The following is a 23,344-nucleotide window of genomic DNA, read 5'->3' on the forward strand; positions in this document are numbered from 1 at the left end:
CCCTGTCCCATATGAGCATACGCCATCGCCCGGAGATCTATAACGAGCCTCCCATCTTCGCCGCCCTCTCCATAAAAGGCATACCCAACGGCGCCAGGGTCCTCGAAGGACCCGTGCCCACCTGGAAATATTTCGGCCCCCGCGGCACCGGCAACGGCCAGGCCGGCGCCACCTACGGCCTGCCAAGATTTCGCCAGGCGGCTTTCGAAGCCCGCTTCCCCTTCGCAACCATCCGCCTCCAGGACGATGATCTCCCGCTGAGAACAACCATCACCGGCTGGAGCCCCTTCTTCCCCAACGATGAAGACAACTCATCCCTCCCCGTAGGCGCCCTCGAATATGCCTTCGTCAACACCGGAACAAAGCCGCTCGAAGCCGTCTTCTCCTTCAACACAAAGAATTTCCTCCGCACCGACGATGCCTCACCCAACAGCATAACCGCATCACCGGGCGGCTTCATCCTGAAAAGCGATAAACCCAAACAGGAAGCGAGTTTCGCCGTCTTCACCGATGAACCCGCCGCCATCGTCGACCACTGCTGGTTCCGCGGCGGCTGGTGGGATCCGCTCACCATGGCCTGGAATACCGTAAAAGAGGGCCGGACAAGAATCACCGCACCCGTCGAAAAAGACGCGCCCGGCGCCTCGCTCTTCGTCCCCTTCACCGTCACCCCCGGCGAAACAAAAACGATAAAACTCCTTCTCGCCTGGTACGTACCCAACTCCTCCCTGCATATCGGCGATTCCCTGCCCGCCAGCGAAACCTACCAACCGTGGTATGCCGGCCGGTTCGCCAACATCGACGAAACCGCCGAATACTGGAGCGGGCAATACAAAAATCTCAAACAAAAGACCACCCTCTTCCACGACGCCTTTCACGCCAGCACCCTCCCCCCGGAAATAATGGAAGCCGTAGCCGCCAATCTCACCATTCTCAAATCCCCAACAGTCCTCCGGCAACGCGACGGCCGGCTGTGGAGCTGGGAAGGCTGCGGCGATGACGAAGGCTGCTGCCATGGATCCTGTACACATGTATGCAACTACGCACAAGCCATCCCCCACCTCTTCCCAAATCTCGAGCGCTCCCTCCGCAACACCGAATTCGGCGAAGACCAGAACGAAGAAGGCCACCAGACCTTCCGCGCCAACATGCCCATCAGCCCCGTAAAACACGACTTCCACGCTGCCGCGGACGGCCAGCTGGGCGGCATCATGAAAGTATACCGCGACTGGCGCATCGCCGCCGACGACAGCTGGCTCACCGCCATCTATCCCCGCGTAAAAAAGAGCATGGACTATTGCATAAGAACATGGGACCCGCGCGAAAAAGGAGTCGTCGAAGAACCCCACCACAATACCTACGACATCGAATTCTGGGGCGCCGACGGCATGTGCACAAGTTTCTACCTCGGCGCACTAAAAGCCATCATAAACATGGGCAGCCATCTCGGGCAGGACGTCACCGCCTACCAATCCCTTTATGAAAAAGGCCGCCAATACATGGAGACCCGCCTCTACAACGGCGAATACTTTATCCAGGAGATCGAATACAAAGGACTCAAAACCCCCGATCCCGCAAAAGCCAGGTCTTTCGGCGGCGACTATTCGCCCGAAGCCATCGATCTCCTGCAAAAAGAAGGACCGAAATACCAATACGGCAAGGGATGCCTCAGCGACGGAGTCCTCGGAGCCTGGATCGGCAAGGTCTGCGGTCTCGAAGAATATCTCGATCCGCAAAAAGTCAAAAGCCACCTGCTCTCCATCCATCGCTACAATCTCCGCAAAGATCTCACCGAACACGCCAACCCCCAACGCCCCGCCTATGCCCTCGGTCACGAAGGAGGTTTACTCCTGTGCACCTGGCCAAAAGGCGGCCGGCTGTCCCTGCCCTTCGTGTATAGTGACGAGGTGTGGACCGGCATAGAGTACCAGGTGGCCTCACATCTCCTGCTCACCGGCAGCCTGGCCCAGGGTCTCGAAATAGTCCGCCTATGCCGCGACCGCTATGACGGCCGCATCCGAAATCCCTTTAACGAATATGAATGTGGCCATTGGTACGCCCGCGCTATGTCGAGCTACGGCCTGCTGCAGGGACTCACCGGCCTTCGCTATGACGCGGTGGAAAAAACGCTGTACGTCCATTCGCAGATCGGCGATTTCACCTGCTTCCTTTCCACCGCCACCGGCTTCGGGACCGTCACGTACCACCAGGGGAAAGCAACGCTCCATGTCGCTCACGGCGCCATCCCCGTCAAAAAGATCATCACATGAAGGTCATAACCCTGTACTATATCATGAAGAACGGCCGCGGCGAACAACTCGAGACGGCAACGACTACCTTTCTCCACGGCTCAACCGCAATTTCCGCGTCTCTGCAGTCTCAACTCGCAGGCCTCCACCCCGGCGATCGCAAAATCATCCAACTAAAAAAAGGCGCCGAAGGCGCCGATGACGACTTCACCTTCGACGTAACTGTCACGGCCATCCGCGATGCAACGCCCGACGAACTCCGCCTCGGCCGATACCTTCCACCCGTAAAGATCCACCTGCAAAGCGGTTTCCTCGGAGCCGGCAAGACCACAGCCATCGAACAAGCCTGTCTACTATTGCTAAAACAAAACACCCCCGTCGCCGTCATCACAAACGACCAGGGCGCCCAACTCGTGGACGGCCATCGCTTCAGCCACCTGGGCATTCCCTCCCGCGAGGTCATCGGGGGCTGCTTCTGTTGCAACTACGACTACCTCGAAGAGAATATCCACTCCCTGACAAGCACAACCCATCCTTCCATCCTCTTCGCCGAATCTGTCGGCTCCTGTACCGATATCATCGCAACAGTCCTGAAACCCCTGCTCCTTCGGCATCCCGAATGGCAGCCAACCGTTTCTATCTTCGCCGACGCCCACCTCCTGGATGATTACACCGCCGATCCAAGCATTCGTTATATCTACGATAAACAGCTCCAAGAAGCGCAGGTGCTCCTCATCACCCGCAGCGAAGCCTTTTCCGCACAATGGAAACAACAGATACAAGCCCGCTACCCCGATAAGATCGTCCTCTTCCACAACTCCTACCACGAACCCGATATCCAACGCTGGCTCGATACACTCGCCGCCCTGCCACCCTGCCCGGCACTCCCATCCCTCGACATCGACTACGAGATCTACGCCGAAGGCGAAGCACGCCTGGCCTGGCTCGATCAGGAAATAGCCATCGACTCCCAACAGATGGCAAACCGACTGATGGAAACCATCGACAATAAAATAAAAAAGGAGAACTATCCGGTAGGCCGCCTGAAATTCTGGCTGACACCCACCACCCTGCTCATCAACGCACGCGTCCAGACCGACCCGCACACGCTTTCACAACTCGTCGCAGACGCCATCGCCGAAACCGCTGCTCAGGACCATCGCCCCATCCACACCATCAGCCACAAAGCCTTCCAGCCAGGCTACCCCCGGCCCACCCATCGCCTGGCCTAATCCAGCGGCTTGACCATGATATTCTTAAAATAAACTTTACTGTTTGGATCATGCCCCTGCAACGCAAACGTCCCGCTCGATAACACCCGCTCCTCACTCCCCTTCTCACGCTTCACATTCTCCGGCTCCGTATAATCCACCACGGTCTTATTGTTGATCTTGATCACGATCCTCTTCCCCTTTACACTCACATACTCGGTAAACCAGACATTATCCTTCACATAAACCTCCTTCACATCCTCGATCCCATACAGACTTCCCGTCCTGCGCCAATCCGTATGCGAGTTATTTACCTGCACCTCATACCCCTTCGCCGGCCAGCCACTCTCCTGATATCGGGTATGAATATAAATCCCCGAATTACTCCCCGGCCTCGTCATCACGTTGGCCCTGAACTCGAAATCCTTGAAGTCATGATTCTGCACCGGCCCCTCGTAGAACAAATGCGCCGTATTGCCATGAGCAATGATACAGCCGCTGTCGACGGAAAAAGTCGCCGCATTCTCCCCCACCTTCCATCCATTCATGGTCTTCCCGTCAAACAACGATACCCATTCGGCCTTTGTCGTAATAGCTGTCGGGCATCCCGCCGGCTTGGCTCCCATCAACAAACAAGCCGCAAATGCACCTAATACGCTTAACTTATTCATATTACATCATATTAGTATGCATTAAATATATCGAAATCTTTCTTTAGCAAATCAACAAATTGTATCTTTCGTATCGAATCCAATATCAATGTCATGACGCAGCTCAAGAAGCTATTCCTTATTGCTATTTGCATAAGCGCAAGCGCATCCCTCCACGCCCAGCTCGAAGTCGCCCAAATTTTTACAAACGGACACTCTTACACCGGCTTCGGTGGTAACCTTCATGTCGGCTTCCCCGTCGCAAAAGGCGATGAGCTCAGCGGCGAGATCGGCATCTACTACTTCGCCCCCAGCCAATCCCATATGGTATTCGTTCCCTTCCTCCTCGGCTACCGCCATACCTTTGATCACAGCGGCACCGGCTTCTACGTCGAACCCATCGCCGGCTACAGCATCGGCGCCACCGACATCCCCAGGGTCGACGCCAACGGCCAGCCCATCTATAACAGCGATGGCAGCGAGGTGGACCAAAAGCTCTCCGGCGCTACCGTCGGCGCGGGCATCGGTTATATCCTGCACAATGCTAACCTCCCCCTCAATTTCGGCCTCCGCTTCGAGCATATCTTCGTTTCCGATAACCCGTCACCAAACGTGCTGGCCTTCCGCGTCTCCTGGTCCGTCCTCACCGCCCGTCGTCTGGCAGCTCATTAAAACAGGATCCTATCGCAAAAACATCACGCTATCGCTCGATAACCAGTCCCTCCAGATCATCCAGTCTCGCCACCAGCCCCCAGGAATAGAAGTTTCCCCTTATTCCCACCATCAATTCATTATCCCCCGCCTTCAACGGGACACTCACGGTCGAATTCTCAATGGATAATCGCCCATTCGGAACCTTCACCGCCGGAAACCCAAAAATGTTCTTATCCGCATAGATCAACCGGCCATTTACAAACATCGAGATATCATCCAGGAACCCCAATCGCAGCTGCACCGTCTTCGCCTCCTTGGCATGTAGGGTAGTCTTCAAAAACATCATCCTCGACACCGCCATCGACGAAGTCCCCCCAAAGATCCGGCTCAGATTCACAAACCCACGCCGCTCGGCATCGATCGGCCGCCATACCGCATGTTCACCCGGGATCCCCCTGATCCCCAATCTACCCGCCAGCATCTTGTTTTCTCCCGCCGTATCCGGCTCCGTCATCTGCCAATGCCGCAGATAGCGCGAATCAAAATCCGTGGGGTCCAGATCCGGTTCCGGCGAAAGCCCCTCCACCTGCCCCGGCTTCACCACCAGATTACTGATGATATGCTTCCCCTGGAACGCAAACGTCCCGTGCGTCGTGTTCCCCTCAAGATAAGGGACCGCAAGCGTCGGCCGCTCCCCCAAATGGTTCACCCAGACCCGCATCTGCTTGCCTGATAAAATGATTTTCACATGGTTAGGCTTATTGGTCGAAAAGTCCGAAAAGGTCTGATAGTGCGGCAGGGCATCCCAGTACATCACCCCCTTGACGATCGGGGTATACTGCACGGCTTCCATCACATAGGGATGGTCATGAGCCCAGGTCGTCCTGAAATAAAAAGTTTCATTCTCCAGACTGTCCTGCAGGCGGAAGTAGAATATGGAAAACACATCGTCCGTCGGTATATCGTCAAACTCGATCGTCCCATCCCCAAAATCCATGTCCTTCAGCTGCACAAACCACCGGCCATCGACGATCTTCATCCGCGAAACTCCCGCGCTGTCGTCAAATACCACCGCCCCATCCGCAAATTTCCAGGCCTCAGGTTTCAATGGCACCACCTTCGGGCTCATTTCGCCGCTCTTCGCGACCGTCTTCTTCTGCGCCATGGCTGCAAATCCCCCCAGTAATAAGCCAATACAAACAATTCTTTTCATGTCTTTTTGCGCAAATATGCCCGCCAGACTGCCAAAATCCCTATTCAAACCCATTTCAAATCCATTCAACTCAAAAAAAGAGCAGTAACTTCTTTTTAATTATATTGAGGGGACAAACTGCAATTATGAGAAAACTCCTCGCGGCCCTCTGCCTCGGAATGATGCTTACCTCCATGGCTTACTCCCAATCCCAGCCACGCTGGATCATGCAACCCACCCTGTCCCCCGACGGCAAATGGATCGCCTTCGGCTATAAAGGCAACCTCTTCAAGGTCGCATCCACCGGCGGCGCCGCGACTCCCCTTACCATCAGCAGTTCCTACAACGGCTATCCCGTATGGAGCCGTGACGGCAGGAACATCGCCTTCGCCTCCGATCGCTATGGCCAGTTCGATGTCTACATCATGAGCTCCAACGGCGGCGAAGCCACCCGCCTGACGGTCAATTCCGCCCGTGATATCCCCTACGACTTCAGCCCCGACGACCAGCAGGTGATCTTCGGCACCGACCGCCACGACATCTATACCTCCGCCCGCTTTCCCGGCGACAACTACTGGATGAAGCTCTTCAGCGTACCCGTCAAAGGCGGCGCAAGTCTCATGCTCAACAGCGCAGGAACGGAATTCGTCCACTACAACGACAAGGGCGATAAATTCATCTTCCAGGACCGCAAAGGCTATGAAGACCCCTGGCGCAAACACCACACCTCCGCCGTCACCCGCGACATCTGGGTCTGCGACAACAACAAACACGAATACACAAAGGTCTCCGATTATAAGGGCGAAGACCGCGAACCCGTCTGGGGCAAGGGCGATGTATTCTATTATCTCAGCGAACGCAACGGCAACCAAAATCTCTACAAAAGCAACCTCGCCAATACAAAAGATCCGCAACAACTCACCCATTTCGATAAAAACCCCGTCCGCAATCTCTCCCGCAGCACCGACGGGCTCCTCGCCTTCACAGAGAATGGCGATCTGTATACACTCAAAGAAGGCGAACAGCCACAAAAACTCGCCATCACCCTGGACGCCGATTTCAGCGGTGACGAAACCACCATCCTTCCCGTAAAAAGCGAAGCCGCCGAAATGGCCATCTCCGCCGACGGGAAACAGGTGGCCTTTGTCTATCGTGGCGATATCTTCGTCACCTCCGCCGACGGCGCCACCACCCGGCGCATCACCAACACCCCCTACCAGGAACGCATGGTGGAGTTCAGCCCCGATGGCCGGTCCCTCCTGTACTCCGTCGAACATGAAACCTCCTGGGATATCGAACAGGCATCCATCACGTCAAAGACAGAACCCTATTTCTTCGCCGCCACCCTCCTGACCACCACCCCGGTCATCGCATCCGGAAAAGATGAGTTCCAGGGCGTCTATTCCCCCGACGGAAAAAAGATCGCCTATCTCGAAGAACGGAATATCCTCAAAACCTATGACCTCGCCACAAAAGCCACCAATACCCTCATCCCCGAAGGCGTGAATTATTCCTATGCCGACGGTGACCAGTATTTCTCCTGGTCCCCCGATGGCAAATGGCTCCTCGCCCAGTCCGGCGAAGGCGGCGGCTGGCAGTCCCGCGAGGTCGTACTCCTAAGGGACGACGCCTCGGGCAAAAGAACAAACCTTACCTGGAGCGGTTTCGACGACCTGCGTCCGCAATGGGGGATCGACGGAAAAATGATGTACTGGATGAGTAACAAGAACGGCCTGAAGAACCTCAGCCGCGGCGGCCAGACCGACGTCTATGCAATGTTCTTCGACCAGAAGGCATGGGACCGGTTCGGGCTCAACAAAGAAGACTTCGATCTGAAGGTCGAAATGGAAAAGAAAGACACCGCCAGCAAAAAACCAACCTTCCCCCTTGAACTGAACCTGCGAAATCTCGACGAACGCACCCACCGGCTCACCAACACCTCCACGATGTTTTCGGGGGCAAAGCTGTCAAAAGACGGCGAAAAACTCTACTATCTCGCGGCATACGAAAAAGGTTTCGATCTCTGGGTTGCCACCCTTCGCACCCATGAAACAAAACTGCTCGCAAAACTCGACGCAAACGGCGGCCGCATCGAAATGACCCACGATGGGAAGTCCCTCTTCGTTCTCGCCGGCGGCTCCATCTATAAGGTCAACACCGAGGACGGCAAGGTCTCTCCCGTAAAGATCAACGCCGAAATGGAGCTCAACGCCTCCGCCGAACGCGCCTATATCTTCGACCATGCCTGGAAGCAGGTAAAGAAAAAGCTCTTCGATCCGAAACTGCAGGGCGTGGATTGGGACTATTATCACACGGCCTACCGCCAGTTCCTGCCTCATATTAATAACAACTACGACTTCCAGGTCCTGCTAAGCGAGTTCCTCGGCGAACTCAACGCCTCCCACACCGGCGGCCGCTATAGCCCCGATTTCCCCAACGGCGACGAAACCGCTGCCCTCGGACTCTTCTATGATCTCGGCCGCAAAGAGAACGGCCTGCTCGTAAAAGACGTCATTGCCGGCGGCCCCTTCGACGTCGACGGCACCCATATGGCGCCCGGCATGATCATCGACAGGATCGACGGCAACTCCATTACCCCGAACGCCGACTGGTCAGCCCTGCTCAATCATAAAGCCGGCCAGCTTACCCTCATCAGCTTCCACGATCCAAAAAACAATACCACCTACGAGGAAAGTGTAAAACCGATAAAGCCGCGCGTCGAAACATCCACCCTGCTCTACAACCGCTGGACCCGCCACATGGAACACCTGGTCGACAGCCTCTCCGGTGGCCGCATCGGCTACGTACACGTACGAAGCATGGACGATCCCAGCTTCCGCGTCACCTTCGACAAGGTGCTTGGAAAAAATATCGATAAAGAAGCGCTCATAGTAGACACCCGCTACAACGGCGGCGGATGGCTGCATGACGATCTCGTCACCTTCCTCGGCGGAAAACTTTATTTTACGCTCCATCCCCAAAACCATACAACAAAAGGCGGCGAATCCCTCAACAAATGGACAAAACCAAGTTGCGTGGTAATGAGCGAAGGGAATTACTCCGATGCCTTCATGTTCCCCTATGCATACAAGGAATTGGGCATCGGCAAGCTCGTAGGCATGCCCGTAGCAGGCACCGGCACCGCCGTCTGGTGGGAGACCCAGATCAACCCCCGGATCGTATTCGGCATCCCGATGGTGGCAAGCTATGGCGCAGGCGAAGATCATCCGACGGAGAATCACCAGCTCGAACCCGACATCCGGGTCAACGATGACTATAACAAGATCCTCATGGGCGAGGACCAGCAGATCGAAGCCGCGGTGCAGCTACTCATGCATCACTAAAAACTCCGACCTTTACTCTTATGATTATCCGCAAAAAAGAAAACTGGTTCCGGATGCTCTTCATCTGGCGGGGAGACGTACTCCCTCAACTCATTCCCCGCCTGAGCATCCTGTTGATCCTCTCGATCGGCATCGTCTGGTTTCAGGACGTGATAGTCAAATACAAGCTCCATCTCAATCCCGCTCCCTTCACCCTCTTCGGCATCGCTCTCGCCCTCTTCCTCGGCTTCCGCAACAGCGCCAGCTATGACCGCTTCTGGGAAGGCCGCAAACTGTGGGGCAGCCTCATCAATACCACCCGCAGCCTCACCCGCCAGGTACTCACCCTGCCCCTGCAAACCCGCGACGTAAAAGAGACCAGCCTCTTTGTGAACTATCTCATCGCCATAGCGTATGTGACAAAACACCAGCTCCGCGGCACCGATCCGGCGGCAGACATGGATCGCCTCCTGCCCGCAAGCCTTTCCATCCGCGTAAAAGCGGCTCGCTATAAACCCCATCTTTTGATAAGAGAACTGGGCCACTGGATCCAGTCAGCCCGGCTTCGCGGGAATATCGACACCATCGCTCAGCAATCTTTTGACAGCAATCTCAACCTGCTGTCGGATATCGTCGGCGGCTGCGAACGCGTGGCCTCCACCCCGATCCCCTATAGCTACAACGTGCTCCTGCACCGTACCGTCTACATCTATTGCTTCTTCCTTCCCCTCGGCCTCGTCGACAGCCTCGGCTGGATGACTCCGGTCATCGTCGTCTTCATCGCCTACACCTACGTCGCCCTCGAAGCCATTGCAGACGAACTCGAAAACCCCTTCGGCCTCCATCCGAACGACATCGCCCTCGATGCCATCTGCCGCACCCTCGAAAACTCCCTCCTCGAACTGGACAACCGTCCCATCCTCCCCGATTCGCAATCCGGCGACACCCTCATTATCACCTAGCCATTGACGCTAGTTCAATGCCTCCTTGTTATACTTATTCCGGTAATCCACCGGCGACATCGACGTCACCTTCCTAAAGATATCCCGAAAGGCCTTCGTATCATTATAACCCACCTCATACATCACCTCCCCAACCGTCTTCCGGCTCATCTCCAACTGCCGCTTCGCCGCTTCGATCTTCACCCGCTGCCAGTACTCCAGCACAGTGTTGTTCGTCGCCTTTTTGAACCGGCGCTCAAACGTTCGCCGGGCGATCCCAAACTTCTCACAAAGCTCATCCACCGTGATCTTATCCTGATAATTTGACTCGATATATTCCTGCACCCTGACGATATCGGGATCATTGTGAACCTTCTGCCCCTTGAAAATACTAAACGGCGACTGACTGTTCCGGTCGATATCCAACACAAAGAACTTGGAGGCCAGGATCGCCATCTCCCGGCTGGTATATTTCTCCACCAGGTACAACAACAGGTTCCAATAGGAATTCGCCCCGCCGCTCGAATAAACGCCACTCTGATCGGTGACGATCTTGTCGTCCGTCAACTCCACCTCGGGAAACCGGGTCCGGAACTCGTTGGCAAAAAGCCAGTGCGTGGAACAGGCCTTGCCGTTCAGCAGCCCCGTCTCGGCCAGCAGAAACGCGCCAAGACAAAGACTGGCCACCTCGCTCCCACCCTTATAGTGATCGACAACCCACGGTACAAAATCCCGGTTCAACTGGATCGCCATATCGAGATTACCGCTGATGGCCGGAATGATGATAAGGTCCGGCTTGCGCGCATTGGCAAGCACCGCATCGGTATGTATCGAGAAAAGACCGTCCGTCACCCTTACTTCCGGCGAAAGCCCGACAAGCTGAACGTTAAACACCGGACTACGGCCGGTACTCTTCATGAATTCATTCACAGCCGTAAAGCAATAGCGGGGATCTGCGACAGCTTCGACAACGGCGGTTTCCGGGACAAGGATGGCGATTTGCTTCATGGCAGTCCATTTTTTTTGAATGATAAAGATAACCCCAATCCCTGTCGCAAACAACCCCTTTAATTGACGTATTCCCACATTTTCGAATCCATAAAGAGACGCTAGCTTTGTAGGATCAAAATCAAAAAACAATGGAACCCTACCACCTGGACCACGACATCCGCCTCTGTTGCGTCTCTGCAAAGAGCTTCCCCGATGGGGTAATGGCTGCGTTTCAACGGATAATGAACATCTTTCCCGACCAGCAGGGACATCGCCGGCTGTTTGGCGTCTCCTGGCCCGACGGAAAAGGAAGTATGGTCTATAAGGCTGCGGTGGAAGAGGAATATAAAGGGGAAGCCGAAGAGCTCGGATTGGAAAGCTATCTGCTGAAAAGCGGCGAATACCTGAGCACTACGGTCCACAATTTCATCAACGATATCCCATCCATCGGCAACGCCTTCCGCCAGCTCGTCGAAGCCCCGGGCGTCCACCCCAATACCATCGGAGTGGAAGAATATATCAGCAATTCCGCTGTCCGCTGCATGGTCCCGATGTTCATGGCAACCGCTCCCTCAAATAATTAACCCGATGATCAAAACTGCCCCTCCGTTTTTGATACATTCGGTGTCCCGTCCTATCTTTACGAATGACTGCATCCATTCACATCCGCCCGGCTACCACGGCCGATCTTCCCGTCCTCCGACAATTCGAACAGGGCGTCGTCACCACTGAACGCCCTATGGATCCCACGATCAAAGAAGGCCCCGTCAACTACTACGACCTGCCGGCCATGCTCGCCTCCCCCGATGTCCAGCTCCTCGTCGCCGAACTCGACGGCCACCTCATCGGCTCCGGTTACGCCCGCATCGAAAAAGGCCGCCTCTACCTCAAACATACCCACCACGCCTACCTCGGCTTCATGTACGTCCATCCCGCCCACCGCGGAAAAGGCGTGAACCGCCTCATCATCGACAACCTCACGGCATGGGCCCGCACCCGCAACATCACCGAACTCCGCCTCGACGTCTACCAAGTCAACGAATCCGCCATCCGCGCCTACGAAAAGGCCGGCTTCACCCGCCACCTGATCACCATGCGTGCCCCGGTAAAAGGTTAAGCAATCGTTTGCGCCTCCAAATCCCTCCCGAATCCCCTAAGTTTGACAAACACCAGCGCCATCATGAATAGAAAATCCTTCCTCCGCAACAGCAGCCTCGCAGCCCTCGCCTTCGCCGCAAGCCCTTCGGCGAAAGCCATCAACACCCCCGCCCGCGAAGCCAAAGCCAAAACCAACGATGCCCTTCTCAGGCCCCTCCACTTCGCCGGCCCAAAGATCCGCCTGGCCATCCTCGGCACCGGACTCCGCGGTCAAAGCCATCTCAGCCTCCTGCTGCGCCGTGACGACGTAGAGATCGTGGCAATCAACGACGTCGACGACTACATGCTCACCCGGGCAAAGTCCATCATCGCAAAATCCGGCAAGAAACAACCCCAGGTCTATACCGGCAGCCCCTACGCCTGGCAGGACCTGCTCAAAAAAGAACAACTCGACGCCGTCCTCATCGCCTCCCCCTGGGAATGGCATAAGCCCATGATCATCGGCGCCCTCGAAGCAGGCTTGAAATACGTAGCCACCGAGGTCATCCTCGGCATCACCCTCCAGGATCACTGGGATGTAGTAAAAGCAGCCGAAAAATACAACGCAAACGTCATGATGCTGGAAAACGTCTGCTATCGCAGAGACGTCATGGCCATCCTCAATATGGTCCGCCAGGGCCTCTTCGGCGAGCTCATCCACCTCCAGGGCGGCTATCAGCATAATCTGCAGGGAATAAAATTCAACAACGGCCAGCCAAACGGCGGCGTCGGCTGCGAATTCGGCGAGAAAGCCTTCTCCGAAGCCCGCTGGCGCACCGAACACGCCGTACATCGCAATGGAGATCTGTACCCCACCCATGGCATCGGTCCCCTCGCCCATTATATCGATATCAATCGCGGCAATCTCTTCACCACCCTCTGCTCCTTCTCCACAAAAACCCGCGGCCTCCATGACTATGTCGTCCGGCACTGCGGCGAGAACCACCCCAGCGCAAAAGTGAAGTTCAAACTCGGCGACATCGTGACCACGTCTATCAATTGCGCCAACGGCGAAACCATCCTCCTCCAGCACGACACCAACCTCCCCCGCCCCTACTCCCTCGGCTTTCGCGTCCAGGGTACCAACGGACTATGGATGGATGTGGCAAACGGCGTCTACGTGGAAGGCCAGTCAAAAGAAGATGAATGGGACGCGGCAAAAACCTGGCTGGAGAAATATGACCACCCGCTGTGGCGACGCTACACAAACGAAGCGGAAGGCGCAGGCCATGGCGGCATGGACTTCTTCGTGAGCCACGCCTTCATAGAGTCCGTCAAACGCAAAACACCTACCCCCCAGGACGTCTATGACGCAGCCGCCTGGAGCGCGATCACCCCACTCAGCGAACAGTCGATCGAACTGGGCAACGCAACCGTCCCCTTCCCCGATTTCACCGGCGGCCAATGGATGTACCGCAAACCCACCTTCGCCCTCAACGACGAATATTAACCCTGCATCTCCCGCACCTCTGCATACCCGTCGAACTCATAGATAGGACAGCTGCTTGCGATCGCCGTCGCCTCATCGAGGCTTTCGGCCTTCAATAACAAAAATCCTCCGACGATCTCCCTACCGATGCGGTAGATACCGTCGACGATCTCCCCATTTTCATAAATGATCCTGCCGGTCAGCGTCAAGCCGCTGCCCCCGGCAATCCGGCCCTTGCTGCTCCACTCTTCAAACCAGCTCTTCCAGTTCGCCCGATGCCGGCTGATCTCCTCCTCGGGGTGCATACCCTCCCGCCCGTCCCGCTCACGAAATAAAATGATATAGTTGTTCATACCGCAAAGATACATCGGTTTCGATATAAATACATCGAAACCGATGTATTTATGATACCTTTGAGGCATGATCACCTCCTTCCAGCTATCCCGGCTCATCGGCCGCATCGCTACCATCCAGCGCACCCTGCTCCGCCTCGCGCTCCGCGAATCGCCCGGCATCGAGCCCGAATGGTATTACTTCCTCCACAGCATCGCCGACCGATCCGAAGTCCGTAAAACGGACATCATCAGCTACCGCCTCATCCTCGAACCCACCACCGGCATCGACATCCTAAACCGCATGATCCGCGCCGGCCTCCTCGAAGAAAGACCCGATCCGCAGGACGGCCGCGCCCGCCTCCTCCGCCTCACAAAAAAAGGGACCTCTACCCTGAATAAGGCCCAGCAGCAGGCGCAAAAGATCGCCCATCTCCTCTACGGAGACGACTCTATGCCACCAACCATAAATATGCTGGAAGAAATCGAAAAGACGTTCAGCAGAATATTGACGGAACAGAAACCAAGGACCTTCAGCCAGCTTACCAGCGCCTTGTAAGCCCCGCCTACGCGGCATCACGGAAACGTCGAATCCGGCAGCACAGCCTTCATAGGAAAATAATCGATCGTCGACAACGCCAACGCCGGATCCCGCGCCATAAACTCCTTCAGCTCCTCCACATTGTCCACCCCAGCAACCCCCATCCCAAAAGGACCCGCCGCATCCATCACCGGCCCATAAACGACAAGCTTACCCTTCAGCTGGAACTCCCGCCAATAGATCGCGTGCCGCATCATGATCCCCCGTTCCTCATCGGTCATCGTCTGGATAAAATCGGCCCTGACGGGATTCAGCCGTAAAAAAAAGTACAGTTTTTCCATATCCCTTAAAGATAATAGAATGCTACCACATTTCAGCCCCGGCACCTACCTTGCCCAACCACCTACTGACACGACAATGTTTGGAATATTTAAAAAAGATCTCGCCCCCCAGAGTCCGCTGAAGGACGACCGCCGCAAATGGCTGGAAGAATCCTTTCATTGGCTTACCACCTCTTTCCAACACCAATCCTTACTCCGGCGCAAAGTCCTGACGCCCCACCACTCGGACTTCCCGATCCGCTACAACGGCGACCCGCAAACTGCCGCCGATACCCTCGACATCCTGGCCGCACAAATGGAGATCGCCCCCGACGATATAATCCTTGAATTCTACGACGACACCATCAACCAGATCTCTACCGGCTCACCCACCGGCACCAAACTCTCCCTGGCTTCATTCAGTAGTGCCGACCAGCCCACCGAACCATCCGAGACCCCCTCTTACAGCAGGAATGCAGCCGGTAAATACTCGATCACGCTTAAAAAGTCCCACTTACAACGCCCGGAACACCTGGTAGCCGTGCTCACTCGCGAACTCACCTGTATAAGACTGTTGGGCGAAGGGCGGATCACCACCACGGATGAAGCCCTCATCGACCTGACCACAGTCGTCTTCGGCCTCGGCATCTTCAACGCCAACGCCGCCTTCAATAGCCAGGAACTCCGCATCACCGGCAAAAACGCCCGGCTCACCCAAATGGAATGGGGCTATGGCCTGGCCCTCTTTGCCCACCTTCGCAGCGAGAAAAAACCGGCCTGGATAGAACATCTCGTCAGAAATATAAGATCGGATTTCCTCAAAAGCGAACAATATATCGCTTACCATCACCCTCAATAACCCCCAAAAACGCGAAAGGCGGTCCCCTTTAAAAGAGGATCCGCCAATGGCTGAAAGTGAAAACCGTCCGTAATTCGTTTTTGGTAGGTCAGCAACGGTACACAAAAATACACCCCGGAGGCCTCCCGGAAAATACCACTTTGGTGGAATTTTTTCTACATTTTACCGCTAAACATCAGGTGAAACAGCTGTTTTCAGCCCTTTTCGGGTCTGGCAGGGTTTTTCGATGAGAAAGGATAAACACACATCATGAAACATACGATCAAAAATATCCTCAGCATAGCCCTTTTCCTGGGCGTCACCGCCTTCGCACTAACGGGCTGCTATGAAACTCACTATTATCATCAATATCACCACCATACGCGTGACTGGTACGGTCGTCACCATACCCCGCCACCCGCAGGCGTAGACTTCAATGTCGACATCCACAATTAACCAACATATTTATCGGGACGGTTCATGGTTAGACCCGGGGGCATCGCCTCCGGGTCGTTTTTTTACAACCGCCATATTCTCTTCGGGATTCACCCGCCGCTGCTCTGAAGATCCTACGGGTCATGGGTATGTTTTTGTTGACAATATAATAAAATCCCGCCATCGTTTCTGGAAAACACCAGCAACGGTCCACGTGCCGTTCGCAACACCTTCCCATCCCTCACCTCTCCCTCCAGCCTCAACCCCGATTCGTTCATCGGCAACGCATGCAAACCCGGCCGGCAGTCCCCGGAGGCATCCCCGCAAAAACCCGTTCGCCCCCCCATGACACCCTCGCCAACCAACAAGCTGCCATAGCTGGCATCATACCTGCCCTCATAAGGCAACACCCCGTAGAAATTACCCGCCGCAATCACATCCTTCATCCCATCCCCATTCCAGTCCCCCGGCACAAACGCAAACACCGGCGACCACTGCACCTCCTTCGGCAACGGACTCAGCGAAAAGCCATCCGCCCCGGTATTGGTCAGCAACATCGAAGAAAGACATTCGGCGCTAAGCACGGTCGCCCCGTCCAAGCGGTCTCCAAACACCTCCTCCACCGTCTTCCCGGCAAACCCCGCATAACTGTTATAGCGCTTCCGGATCAACGCCGGCAGATGTTTCTCCAACTCGTCCTTACCCAGAAAGGGATAATACCTGCCCCCCTTCTCCACCGCCAGTATCGGGTCCTCCACCCCATTTTCATCAAAATCCCCGACATACAACCGCAGCGGATATCGCGTCGAAGCTCGCAGCTTCGAGTTCTCCCCCCAGTTACCCGCCAGCAGATCGGGCTTTCCATCTCCGTTGACATCGGCCACACAAATACTTTCCCACCATCCTGTCGTATGCCCGAGCCCAAGCGCCGCCGTCCGGTTCTCCAGCCTCCCGCCATAATTCATAAACACCGTCACCGGCATCCACTCACCGACTATGACAAGATCTTCCCATCCATCCTTGTCGATATCCACCCACACGGCCCCTGTCACCCTCCCCACCTTCGCAAGCCCCGGCGCCCTCGCGGCATCAGCCACCGTAAAATTCCCCTTACCATCGTTGAGCAAAAGACCCGACACCGGCGTCTCGCCAATCCGCCCATAATAGCTGCTGCCGCCTATAAAAAGATCGATATCGCCATCATGATCGAGATCCGCGGCAACCACGACGGCCTTGTTCGCGGGGACACCCGGCAATACCGGCCCCTTTCGAAAATGCCCATGCCCATCGTTGAGATAGACCCGGTCGACAAGCCCGGCCGATCCATCCGGGAGTTCATTCCCCCCGCTCACCACCACAAGATCAGGATGCCCATCGCCGTTCACGTCGGCAAACACCGCATCCCCATCCGGACAAAAACTGTCGGCGGCAAACAACGCCGTATCCACCGGCACAAAACGCCCCCAACTATCCTGCCGGAAAAGACTCCCCCGTTGCCGCATACTCCCGCAAATAAAAATATCGTCAAGCCCATCTCCGTCGATATCCGCAACGGCCAGCTTCGGCCCCCGCGTCGACTGCTGATGCGGCATCAACGGCTGTACATCAAGGTCATTAAATGGATCAGCCACCCGTCGGTACGGCAGCCCGATCGAATCGGTAACTTCCCTCAACAAACCCGTCACAAACCCCGCTTCTCCGCCGACCGTCTCCACCTGTCGACCCGTCCCAGCCGCACCAGTCCCCGGCCAAGCCGAACTCCACGCCGACGGCCACATCCCCCCATGCCCCACCACCGCATCGCGGTGATCCACCACCAGCCGCCGGTCCGCCCGCACCTCGGTCATCACCTGCCGCTTCCCATCGGGCCAGTCCACCTCCAGCGTGTCAACCACCCGCTCCCGCCCAAGCCCAAAATGCACCGGTCCCAGCGACCCGCTCTCAAATCCCCGCGTCACCGAATGATATCCATATTGCACCCTCCCCCGCGCCCGGACAGCCACCTTCGCCCCGATCCCAAACAGATTCCCCGCAGGTCCCCGCAAATCCACATCCAGATAGTGCCGGTCATCGCCAACGCCATTATTCCGGTACACCATGGCAACCCCATTCACCGTATTCACCACCAGGTCCAGACGCCCGTCATTATCCAAATCCGCATAGGCCGCCCCATTCGAAAAAGCCGGATGATCAAAACCCCACTCGACACTTCGGTCCGTAAACACAAGACTGTCCGTCCCCTGGAATAAAAAACAGCTCATCTTCCCCGACGGCATTTTCTCCACCGTCGCCACATCGGCCGCCCGACCGCTCTGCAGGGCCGAAGCGATCGCCCCCGACGACATAAACTTCAGCACATCCAGATCATTCGGCCGGCGCTGGATACCATTGGAGATAAAAATATCCTTCCAGCCATCATTGTCGAAATCGGCCGCCAGCGGACTCCAGCTCCAATCCGTCGCCGCCACTCCTGCATAAAGCCCGATCTCACTAAACTTCATCCCCCCACCCGTGTTCAGCTGAAGACAGTTGCGCGAATACTGATAGTGATAGCCATAGCTCATCTTCAGCTTATATACACTAAGCGGATCATCCCCCGTCGACGTCTTTAGCACATCCTCCCGCAGCGGTAACATATCCAGAGTGATAAGGTCGAGCCACCCGTCATTGTTGATATCGGCCATATCGCTACCCATCGAAAACCGGCTCTCATGCCCAAAAGCCCGGCGATTGATCTCCGAAAAAGTTCCGTCCCGGTTATTGAGATAATAATAGTCGTTCTCATGAAAATCATTGCTCACATAAATATCATCCCAGCCGTCATTGTTCAGATCCCCAACCACAACGTTCAACCCATACCCGACCACGCTGCTGAAGATGCCCGCCGCCTGCGTCACCTCGACAAAATGCCTTCCACCCGCAACGCTATCGTTCCGGAAAAGCTTGTCCCCGCTCACGTCGCTGTGCACCCGCCGCTCACTGGTATCTCCATAACTTTCGTTCGAATGAACCGAATGATTAACGATAAAACAATCCAGATCGCCATCATGATCGTAATCAAAAAAGACAGCCTGCGTATTAAATCCCAATACATCCAACCCATAGGCGGCTGCCCGCTCCGTAAAAGTCCCGTCATGATTATTGATAAACAACTCATTCTTCCCGTGAAACCCCTTGTATCCACCTACCTCCGAAACATAGATATCCGGCCACCCGTCGCCATTCACATCCGCTACCGTTACACCCGTCTTCCAGTTGCCGGCTCCCTGCACCCCCGCCCGGACCGTTACATCCTCAAAATGAAAATCCCCCCGGTTATAATAAAGGACATTCGAACCCTGGTTACTCACAAAAAACACATCGGCAAGCCCATCCCGGTTAAAATCCGCGATAGCCACACCCCCGCCATTATAATAATAGAGATAGTCAAGGATATTCAAACTGTCCGTGTCCAGCACGGAATTCTGAAAACGGATTCCCGTCCTGTCCGCCGGCATCAGTTCGAAAACGGCTTTCTTCGGCCGGCTGCAACCCGCACCAAAAACAAGGGCCGCAAAAAAATATAGCTGGATCCTACTCAAATCAGATATTCCCTTTCTTTAGTTCACCCATCGCAAAATCGACGGCCCGCGCCGTCAAGGCCATATAGGTCAGCGACGGGTTCTGACAGGCCGCACTCGCCATACAGGCCCCGTCCGTTACAAAAACATTCGGCGCATCCCACACCTGGTTATGCCCATTCAGAACCGAAGTCTTCGGGTCCCGGCCCATCCGCGCAGTGCCCATCTCATGGATACCCTGACCCATCGCATATTTATCACTGTCCCAGGTCGTGATATTCTTCACCCCGGCCGCATCGAACATGGCCACCAGCTCTTTCACGATGTCCTTCCGCATCTTCAGCTCGTTATCCTTCAATTCGGCATCCATCGCCAACACCGGAAGGCCCCACTTGTCTTTAACGGTCTTATCAAGATAGATCCGGTTCTCATGATAGGGCAGTATTTCTCCGAATCCCGTCGCGCCGATCTCCCAGGGACCTGGCTCCGTCATTGCATGCTTATAATCGGCGCCGATATTCATCTCCGCCACATCCCGGCTCCATCCCTCCCGGCTCGCACTTCCCTGGTACCCATAACCGCGGAGAAAATCACGCTTGTCGCCGAAAAGATTGACAAACCGCGGGATGTAAAATCCGTTCGCCCGCCGGCCATAATAATATTTGTCTTCAAATCCTTCTACACTTCCCTTCGCCCCAAGCATATAATGGTGATCCATGACATTATGCCCAAGCTCCCCGCTGCTGCTTCCAAGTCCGTCAGGCCAGACATCCGTCGCCGAATTCATCAGCACCCAGGCGCTGTTCAACGCCGAAGCATTCAAAAATACGATCCTGGAAGTATACGTATACGTCTTATTGGTCTCTGCATCCAGCACCTCCACTCCCGTTGCCCGCTTCTTGTCCTTGTCATAAAGGATTCTCGTAACGATGGAATACGGCCTTACCGTCAGGTTTCCCGTCGCCACTGCCGCCGGCAGCGTGGAAGACTGCGTACTGAAATAGCCGCCAAAAGGACAACCCTCCCAACAGCGGTTGCGAAACTGGCACTGAGTCCGTCCCGGTATCGCCGCCGTCAGGTTCGCCGTCCGGCCGATAAACAGATGACGCTGCCCTTTAAAAGCCGCCTTGATCCGCTGCTGTACATCCTTCTCCACACAGTTGAGGTCCATCGGCGGCAGATAATGTCCGTCCGGCAACTGGGGCAGCCCCTCCTTTGACCCACTGATCCCCGCAAACTTCTCGACATAAGTATACCAGGACTCCAGATCCTTATAGCGGATCGGCCAGTCTATCGCGATCCCATCCTTTCCATTGGCCTCAAAATCAAAATCGCTCCACCGGTAGCTCTGCCGTCCCCAAAGGATCGACCGCCCGCCCATCTGATAGGCCCGCCACCAGGTAAACGGCTTGACCTCGACATAAGGACATTCCTTCTCATTGGCCCAATAGTCGATATTGAACTCATGCGCCGCCGTCCCATAGGCGGCCCAGTACCGGGAAAGCACTGGTCTGTCTTTCTCCATGGCCATAGTGGCATTCCCCCGGTGCGGGAAATCCCAGGGATTCTTGTCGGCGCTTTTATAATCCTTGATATGCTCAAAAGGCCGGCCCCGCTCAAGCATCAACACCTTCATCCCTTTCTCCGTCAGTTCTTTTGCCGCCCAGCCACCGCTGATCCCGCTTCCGATGACAATCGCATCATAGCTGTTCATACCATTATTTTTTAAAATGAGAGAATAATCGAATAGAATCATTGTTCATCGCAACGATAACACAGTTCCGCCCACCAACCTTCAGATCCCGGATATCCCGCACCGCCCCCTTCACAAAGAACCCGCTCCGGGTCGCCGGCACCGCCGCAAAGCCTCCCTTCCCATCCCCCTTCAACAGTAACCCATAACTCGCATCATAGATCCCCACCTCCGGCTTCGACTCATAAAAATTCCCACCCACCAACAGGTCCGCATGCCCATCCCCATCGTAATCCCCCACCGACACCCCATACACCGGCGACAACTGCGCCGCCCCCGGCAACGCCCTCTTCTCAAAACCTCCCCGCGCATCATTCACAAACACACAACTCCGCAACTCATAGGCATCCAGCTTCACCGCCCTGGCCAACTGCTCCGCACCAAAGATATCCTCCACCGTCTGTTCCTTGTATTGCTCATACCGCAGGTATTTCTTCTTCAACCCCGGCAACGCCGCCACCAGGTCATGCCGCAGACACATCGGATATTGTTTATCCCCATTGTAACAGCAGACAATCTGTTCCACCGTTCCGTTCTCGTCAAAATCGCTCACATACATCGTCACCGGTTTGCTCCGGCTCGCCCGGAACCTCGAGTTCAACCCATGATTGCCCGCGATCAGGTCCGGCCACCCATCCCCGTTCACATCCGCCACCACCAGCCGGTTCCACCACCCATTGCTGCTGTCCAGCCCCGCCGGGAAAACTTCCTTCAATCCCTCCTTGCTATTATGAAACACCCGCAACGGCTGATACTCCCCCGCCACCACCAGGTCCGGCCGCCCGTCCCGGTCATAGTCGAACCACTTCGCATCCGTCACCATCCCCGCCTTCAACAGCTCCGGCGCCACGATCCCCGTCACATCCGTAAAATGACCCTTGCCGTCATTCTGCAACAGATACCCCTTGCAGGGATACCCATAATCGAACGGCTTTAACCTCACCCCCACAAACAGATCCAGGTCCCCATCCCCGTCATAATCCCCCGCCGTCACGCAACTCGCACTCTCAAACACCGCCGACGACGGCAACAACTGCGGCGACTTCACAAAATGACCCCGCCCATCATTCAGATATAACCGGCTGATCAAAGCCGTCGAATTCGAAGAAAATTCATTACCCCCGCTGCACACAAAAAGGTCCGCATGCCCATCCCCGTTCGCATCAAAGAACAACGCATCCACATCCTCACTCTCCTTGTCGGCCGCAAACACCGCCGCATCCCTCGACTCAAACCTCCCCCCGGCCCCCTGCACAAACAATCCCCCCGCCTGCCCCTTCGCCCCACACACATACACATCCTCCAACCCATCTCCATTCACATCCCCCACCGCCATCCGCGGCCCCTGTGTCGACAACATATGAAAGATCAACCGGTCCCTGTTGAAATCATTGAATTCATTCTCCTTGTGCGCGAAGTCTAAACCCGCTGCCACCTCCGGCCCAAACGTCTTCCCCGCCGCGCTCTCACCCGCCGCCAACTCCCCCGCAGACCCAGCCGCCACCCCATCCCTCTCCCGCAACGTCATCATCTGCCCCGTCCTCACCCCCCGCATCACCGTCCGCTTCCCACCCGGCCACTCCACCACCACCGAATCCACTACCTTCGTCTTCCCCAACCCAAAATTCAGTCTCCCATCCACCGTCGACTCAAACCCCCGGATCGGCTGCTCTTCCAGATACGCCAACTTCCCGCCATAATAAACCGTCGCCTTCGCCCCTATCGCCTGCGTATTCTTCCCCTCCCCCACCAGCGTCAGCTTCAAAAACTCCGCATCCGCCGTATCACT

The 23,344-nt window shown here is 55.8% G+C and carries 19 protein-coding genes; 11 read left to right on the forward strand and 8 right to left on the reverse strand.

Annotation, left to right across the window (positions count from 1 at the left end):
- Both VGM48_RS19110 and VGM48_RS19115 read left to right on the forward strand, forming a co-directional pair.
- The coding region (locus VGM48_RS19110) for a GH116 family glycosyl hydrolase (RefSeq protein ID WP_331582029.1) at positions 1 to 2,270 on the forward strand (2,270 nt) is incomplete at its 5' end.
- Complete coding sequence (locus VGM48_RS19115; protein ID WP_331582030.1) at positions 2,267 to 3,481, forward strand: GTP-binding protein; 1,215 nt, start codon at positions 2,267 to 2,269, stop codon at positions 3,479 to 3,481. The genes VGM48_RS19110 and VGM48_RS19115, both read left to right, overlap by 4 nt.
- On the opposite strand, the gene VGM48_RS19120 is transcribed toward VGM48_RS19115, so the two are convergent.
- Positions 3,478 to 4,131: a DUF1080 domain-containing protein gene (locus tag VGM48_RS19120; RefSeq protein WP_331582031.1), complete on the reverse strand. Its 654-nt coding sequence runs from the start codon at positions 4,129 to 4,131 to the stop codon at positions 3,478 to 3,480. The two genes, VGM48_RS19115 and VGM48_RS19120, sit on opposite strands and share 4 nt — an antisense overlap.
- Before the next feature lie 93 nt (positions 4,132 to 4,224).
- Between VGM48_RS19120 and VGM48_RS19125 the strand changes: the two genes are divergently transcribed.
- A complete protein-coding gene (locus VGM48_RS19125) occupies positions 4,225 to 4,782 on the forward strand; it encodes a hypothetical protein (RefSeq protein WP_331582032.1) in 558 nt (185 codons plus the stop codon).
- 28 nt (positions 4,783 to 4,810) lie between these two features.
- Here the strand turns inward: VGM48_RS19125 and VGM48_RS19130 are convergent, their stop codons facing one another.
- Positions 4,811 to 5,977: a hypothetical protein gene (locus VGM48_RS19130; RefSeq protein ID WP_331582033.1), complete on the reverse strand. Its 1,167-nt coding sequence runs from the start codon at positions 5,975 to 5,977 to the stop codon at positions 4,811 to 4,813.
- Between the two features lie 125 nt (positions 5,978 to 6,102).
- Between VGM48_RS19130 and VGM48_RS19135 the strand changes: the two genes are divergently transcribed.
- Positions 6,103 to 9,300, forward strand: a complete 3,198-nt coding sequence (locus VGM48_RS19135; protein WP_331582034.1) for a S41 family peptidase — start codon at positions 6,103 to 6,105, stop codon at positions 9,298 to 9,300.
- Positions 9,301 to 9,320: 20 nt separating this feature from the next.
- Entirely contained in the window at positions 9,321 to 10,241 is a 921-nt protein-coding gene (locus tag VGM48_RS19140) for a bestrophin family protein (protein WP_331582035.1), read from the forward strand.
- Positions 10,242 to 10,250: 9 nt separating this feature from the next.
- On the opposite strand, the gene VGM48_RS19145 is transcribed toward VGM48_RS19140, so the two are convergent.
- Positions 10,251 to 11,228, reverse strand: coding sequence for a GlxA family transcriptional regulator (locus tag VGM48_RS19145; protein WP_331582036.1), 978 nt, complete (start codon positions 11,226 to 11,228; stop codon positions 10,251 to 10,253).
- A 131-nt stretch (positions 11,229 to 11,359) separates the two neighbouring features.
- Between VGM48_RS19145 and VGM48_RS19150 the strand changes: the two genes are divergently transcribed.
- The 3 genes from VGM48_RS19150 to VGM48_RS19160 all read left to right on the forward strand — a co-directional run bounded on the left by VGM48_RS19150 (position 11,360) and on the right by VGM48_RS19160 (position 13,797).
- Positions 11,360 to 11,794 carry a hypothetical protein gene (locus VGM48_RS19150; RefSeq protein ID WP_331582037.1) on the forward strand — a complete coding sequence of 145 codons (435 nt, stop codon included), beginning with the start codon at positions 11,360 to 11,362 and terminating at the stop codon, positions 11,792 to 11,794.
- Between the two features lie 62 nt (positions 11,795 to 11,856).
- The gene (locus VGM48_RS19155) at positions 11,857 to 12,327 is read left to right on the forward strand and encodes a GNAT family N-acetyltransferase (protein WP_331582038.1); all 471 of its coding nucleotides are present in this window, start codon (positions 11,857 to 11,859) and stop codon (positions 12,325 to 12,327) included.
- A gap of 63 nt (positions 12,328 to 12,390) precedes the next feature.
- The gene (locus VGM48_RS19160) at positions 12,391 to 13,797 is read left to right on the forward strand and encodes a Gfo/Idh/MocA family protein (RefSeq protein ID WP_331582039.1); all 1,407 of its coding nucleotides are present in this window, start codon (positions 12,391 to 12,393) and stop codon (positions 13,795 to 13,797) included.
- Here the strand turns inward: VGM48_RS19160 and VGM48_RS19165 are convergent.
- Positions 13,794 to 14,129, reverse strand: coding sequence for a YciI family protein (locus tag VGM48_RS19165; RefSeq protein WP_331582040.1), 336 nt, complete (start codon positions 14,127 to 14,129; stop codon positions 13,794 to 13,796). The genes VGM48_RS19160 and VGM48_RS19165 overlap by 4 nt on opposite strands.
- A 67-nt stretch (positions 14,130 to 14,196) precedes the next feature.
- On the opposite strand from VGM48_RS19165, the gene VGM48_RS19170 reads away from it, so the two are divergent.
- Entirely contained in the window at positions 14,197 to 14,667 is a 471-nt protein-coding gene (locus VGM48_RS19170; RefSeq protein WP_331582041.1) for a MarR family winged helix-turn-helix transcriptional regulator, read from the forward strand.
- A 17-nt stretch (positions 14,668 to 14,684) separates the two neighbouring features.
- Here VGM48_RS19170 and VGM48_RS19175 read toward each other — a convergent pair whose 3' ends face one another.
- A complete protein-coding gene (locus VGM48_RS19175; protein ID WP_331582042.1) occupies positions 14,685 to 14,990 on the reverse strand; it encodes a YciI family protein in 306 nt (101 codons plus the stop codon).
- A gap of 19 nt (positions 14,991 to 15,009) precedes the next feature.
- Here VGM48_RS19175 and VGM48_RS19180 point away from each other — a divergent pair, with 19 nt between their 5' ends.
- Both VGM48_RS19180 and VGM48_RS19185 read left to right on the forward strand, forming a co-directional pair.
- Entirely contained in the window at positions 15,010 to 15,828 is an 819-nt protein-coding gene (locus VGM48_RS19180) for a hypothetical protein (RefSeq protein ID WP_331582043.1), read from the forward strand.
- A gap of 249 nt (positions 15,829 to 16,077) precedes the next feature.
- Complete coding sequence (locus VGM48_RS19185; RefSeq protein ID WP_331582044.1) at positions 16,078 to 16,263, forward strand: hypothetical protein; 186 nt, start codon at positions 16,078 to 16,080, stop codon at positions 16,261 to 16,263.
- A gap of 113 nt (positions 16,264 to 16,376) precedes the next feature.
- Here VGM48_RS19185 and VGM48_RS19190 read toward each other — a convergent pair whose 3' ends face one another.
- The 3 genes from VGM48_RS19190 to VGM48_RS19200 all read right to left on the reverse strand — a co-directional run.
- Entirely contained in the window at positions 16,377 to 19,823 is a 3,447-nt protein-coding gene (locus VGM48_RS19190; RefSeq protein ID WP_331582045.1) for a VCBS repeat-containing protein, read from the reverse strand.
- A 1-nt stretch (position 19,824) separates the two neighbouring features.
- Positions 19,825 to 21,516, reverse strand: coding sequence for a GMC family oxidoreductase (locus VGM48_RS19195; protein WP_331582046.1), 1,692 nt, complete (start codon positions 21,514 to 21,516; stop codon positions 19,825 to 19,827).
- A 4-nt stretch (positions 21,517 to 21,520) separates the two neighbouring features.
- Positions 21,521 to 23,344: FG-GAP-like repeat-containing protein (locus tag VGM48_RS19200; protein ID WP_331582047.1), on the reverse strand; the 1,824-nt coding region annotated here is incomplete at its 5' end.

Origin of the sequence: Puia sp. (assembly GCF_036500295.1) — a bacterium.
Classification (GTDB): domain Bacteria; phylum Bacteroidota; class Bacteroidia; order Chitinophagales; family Chitinophagaceae; genus Puia.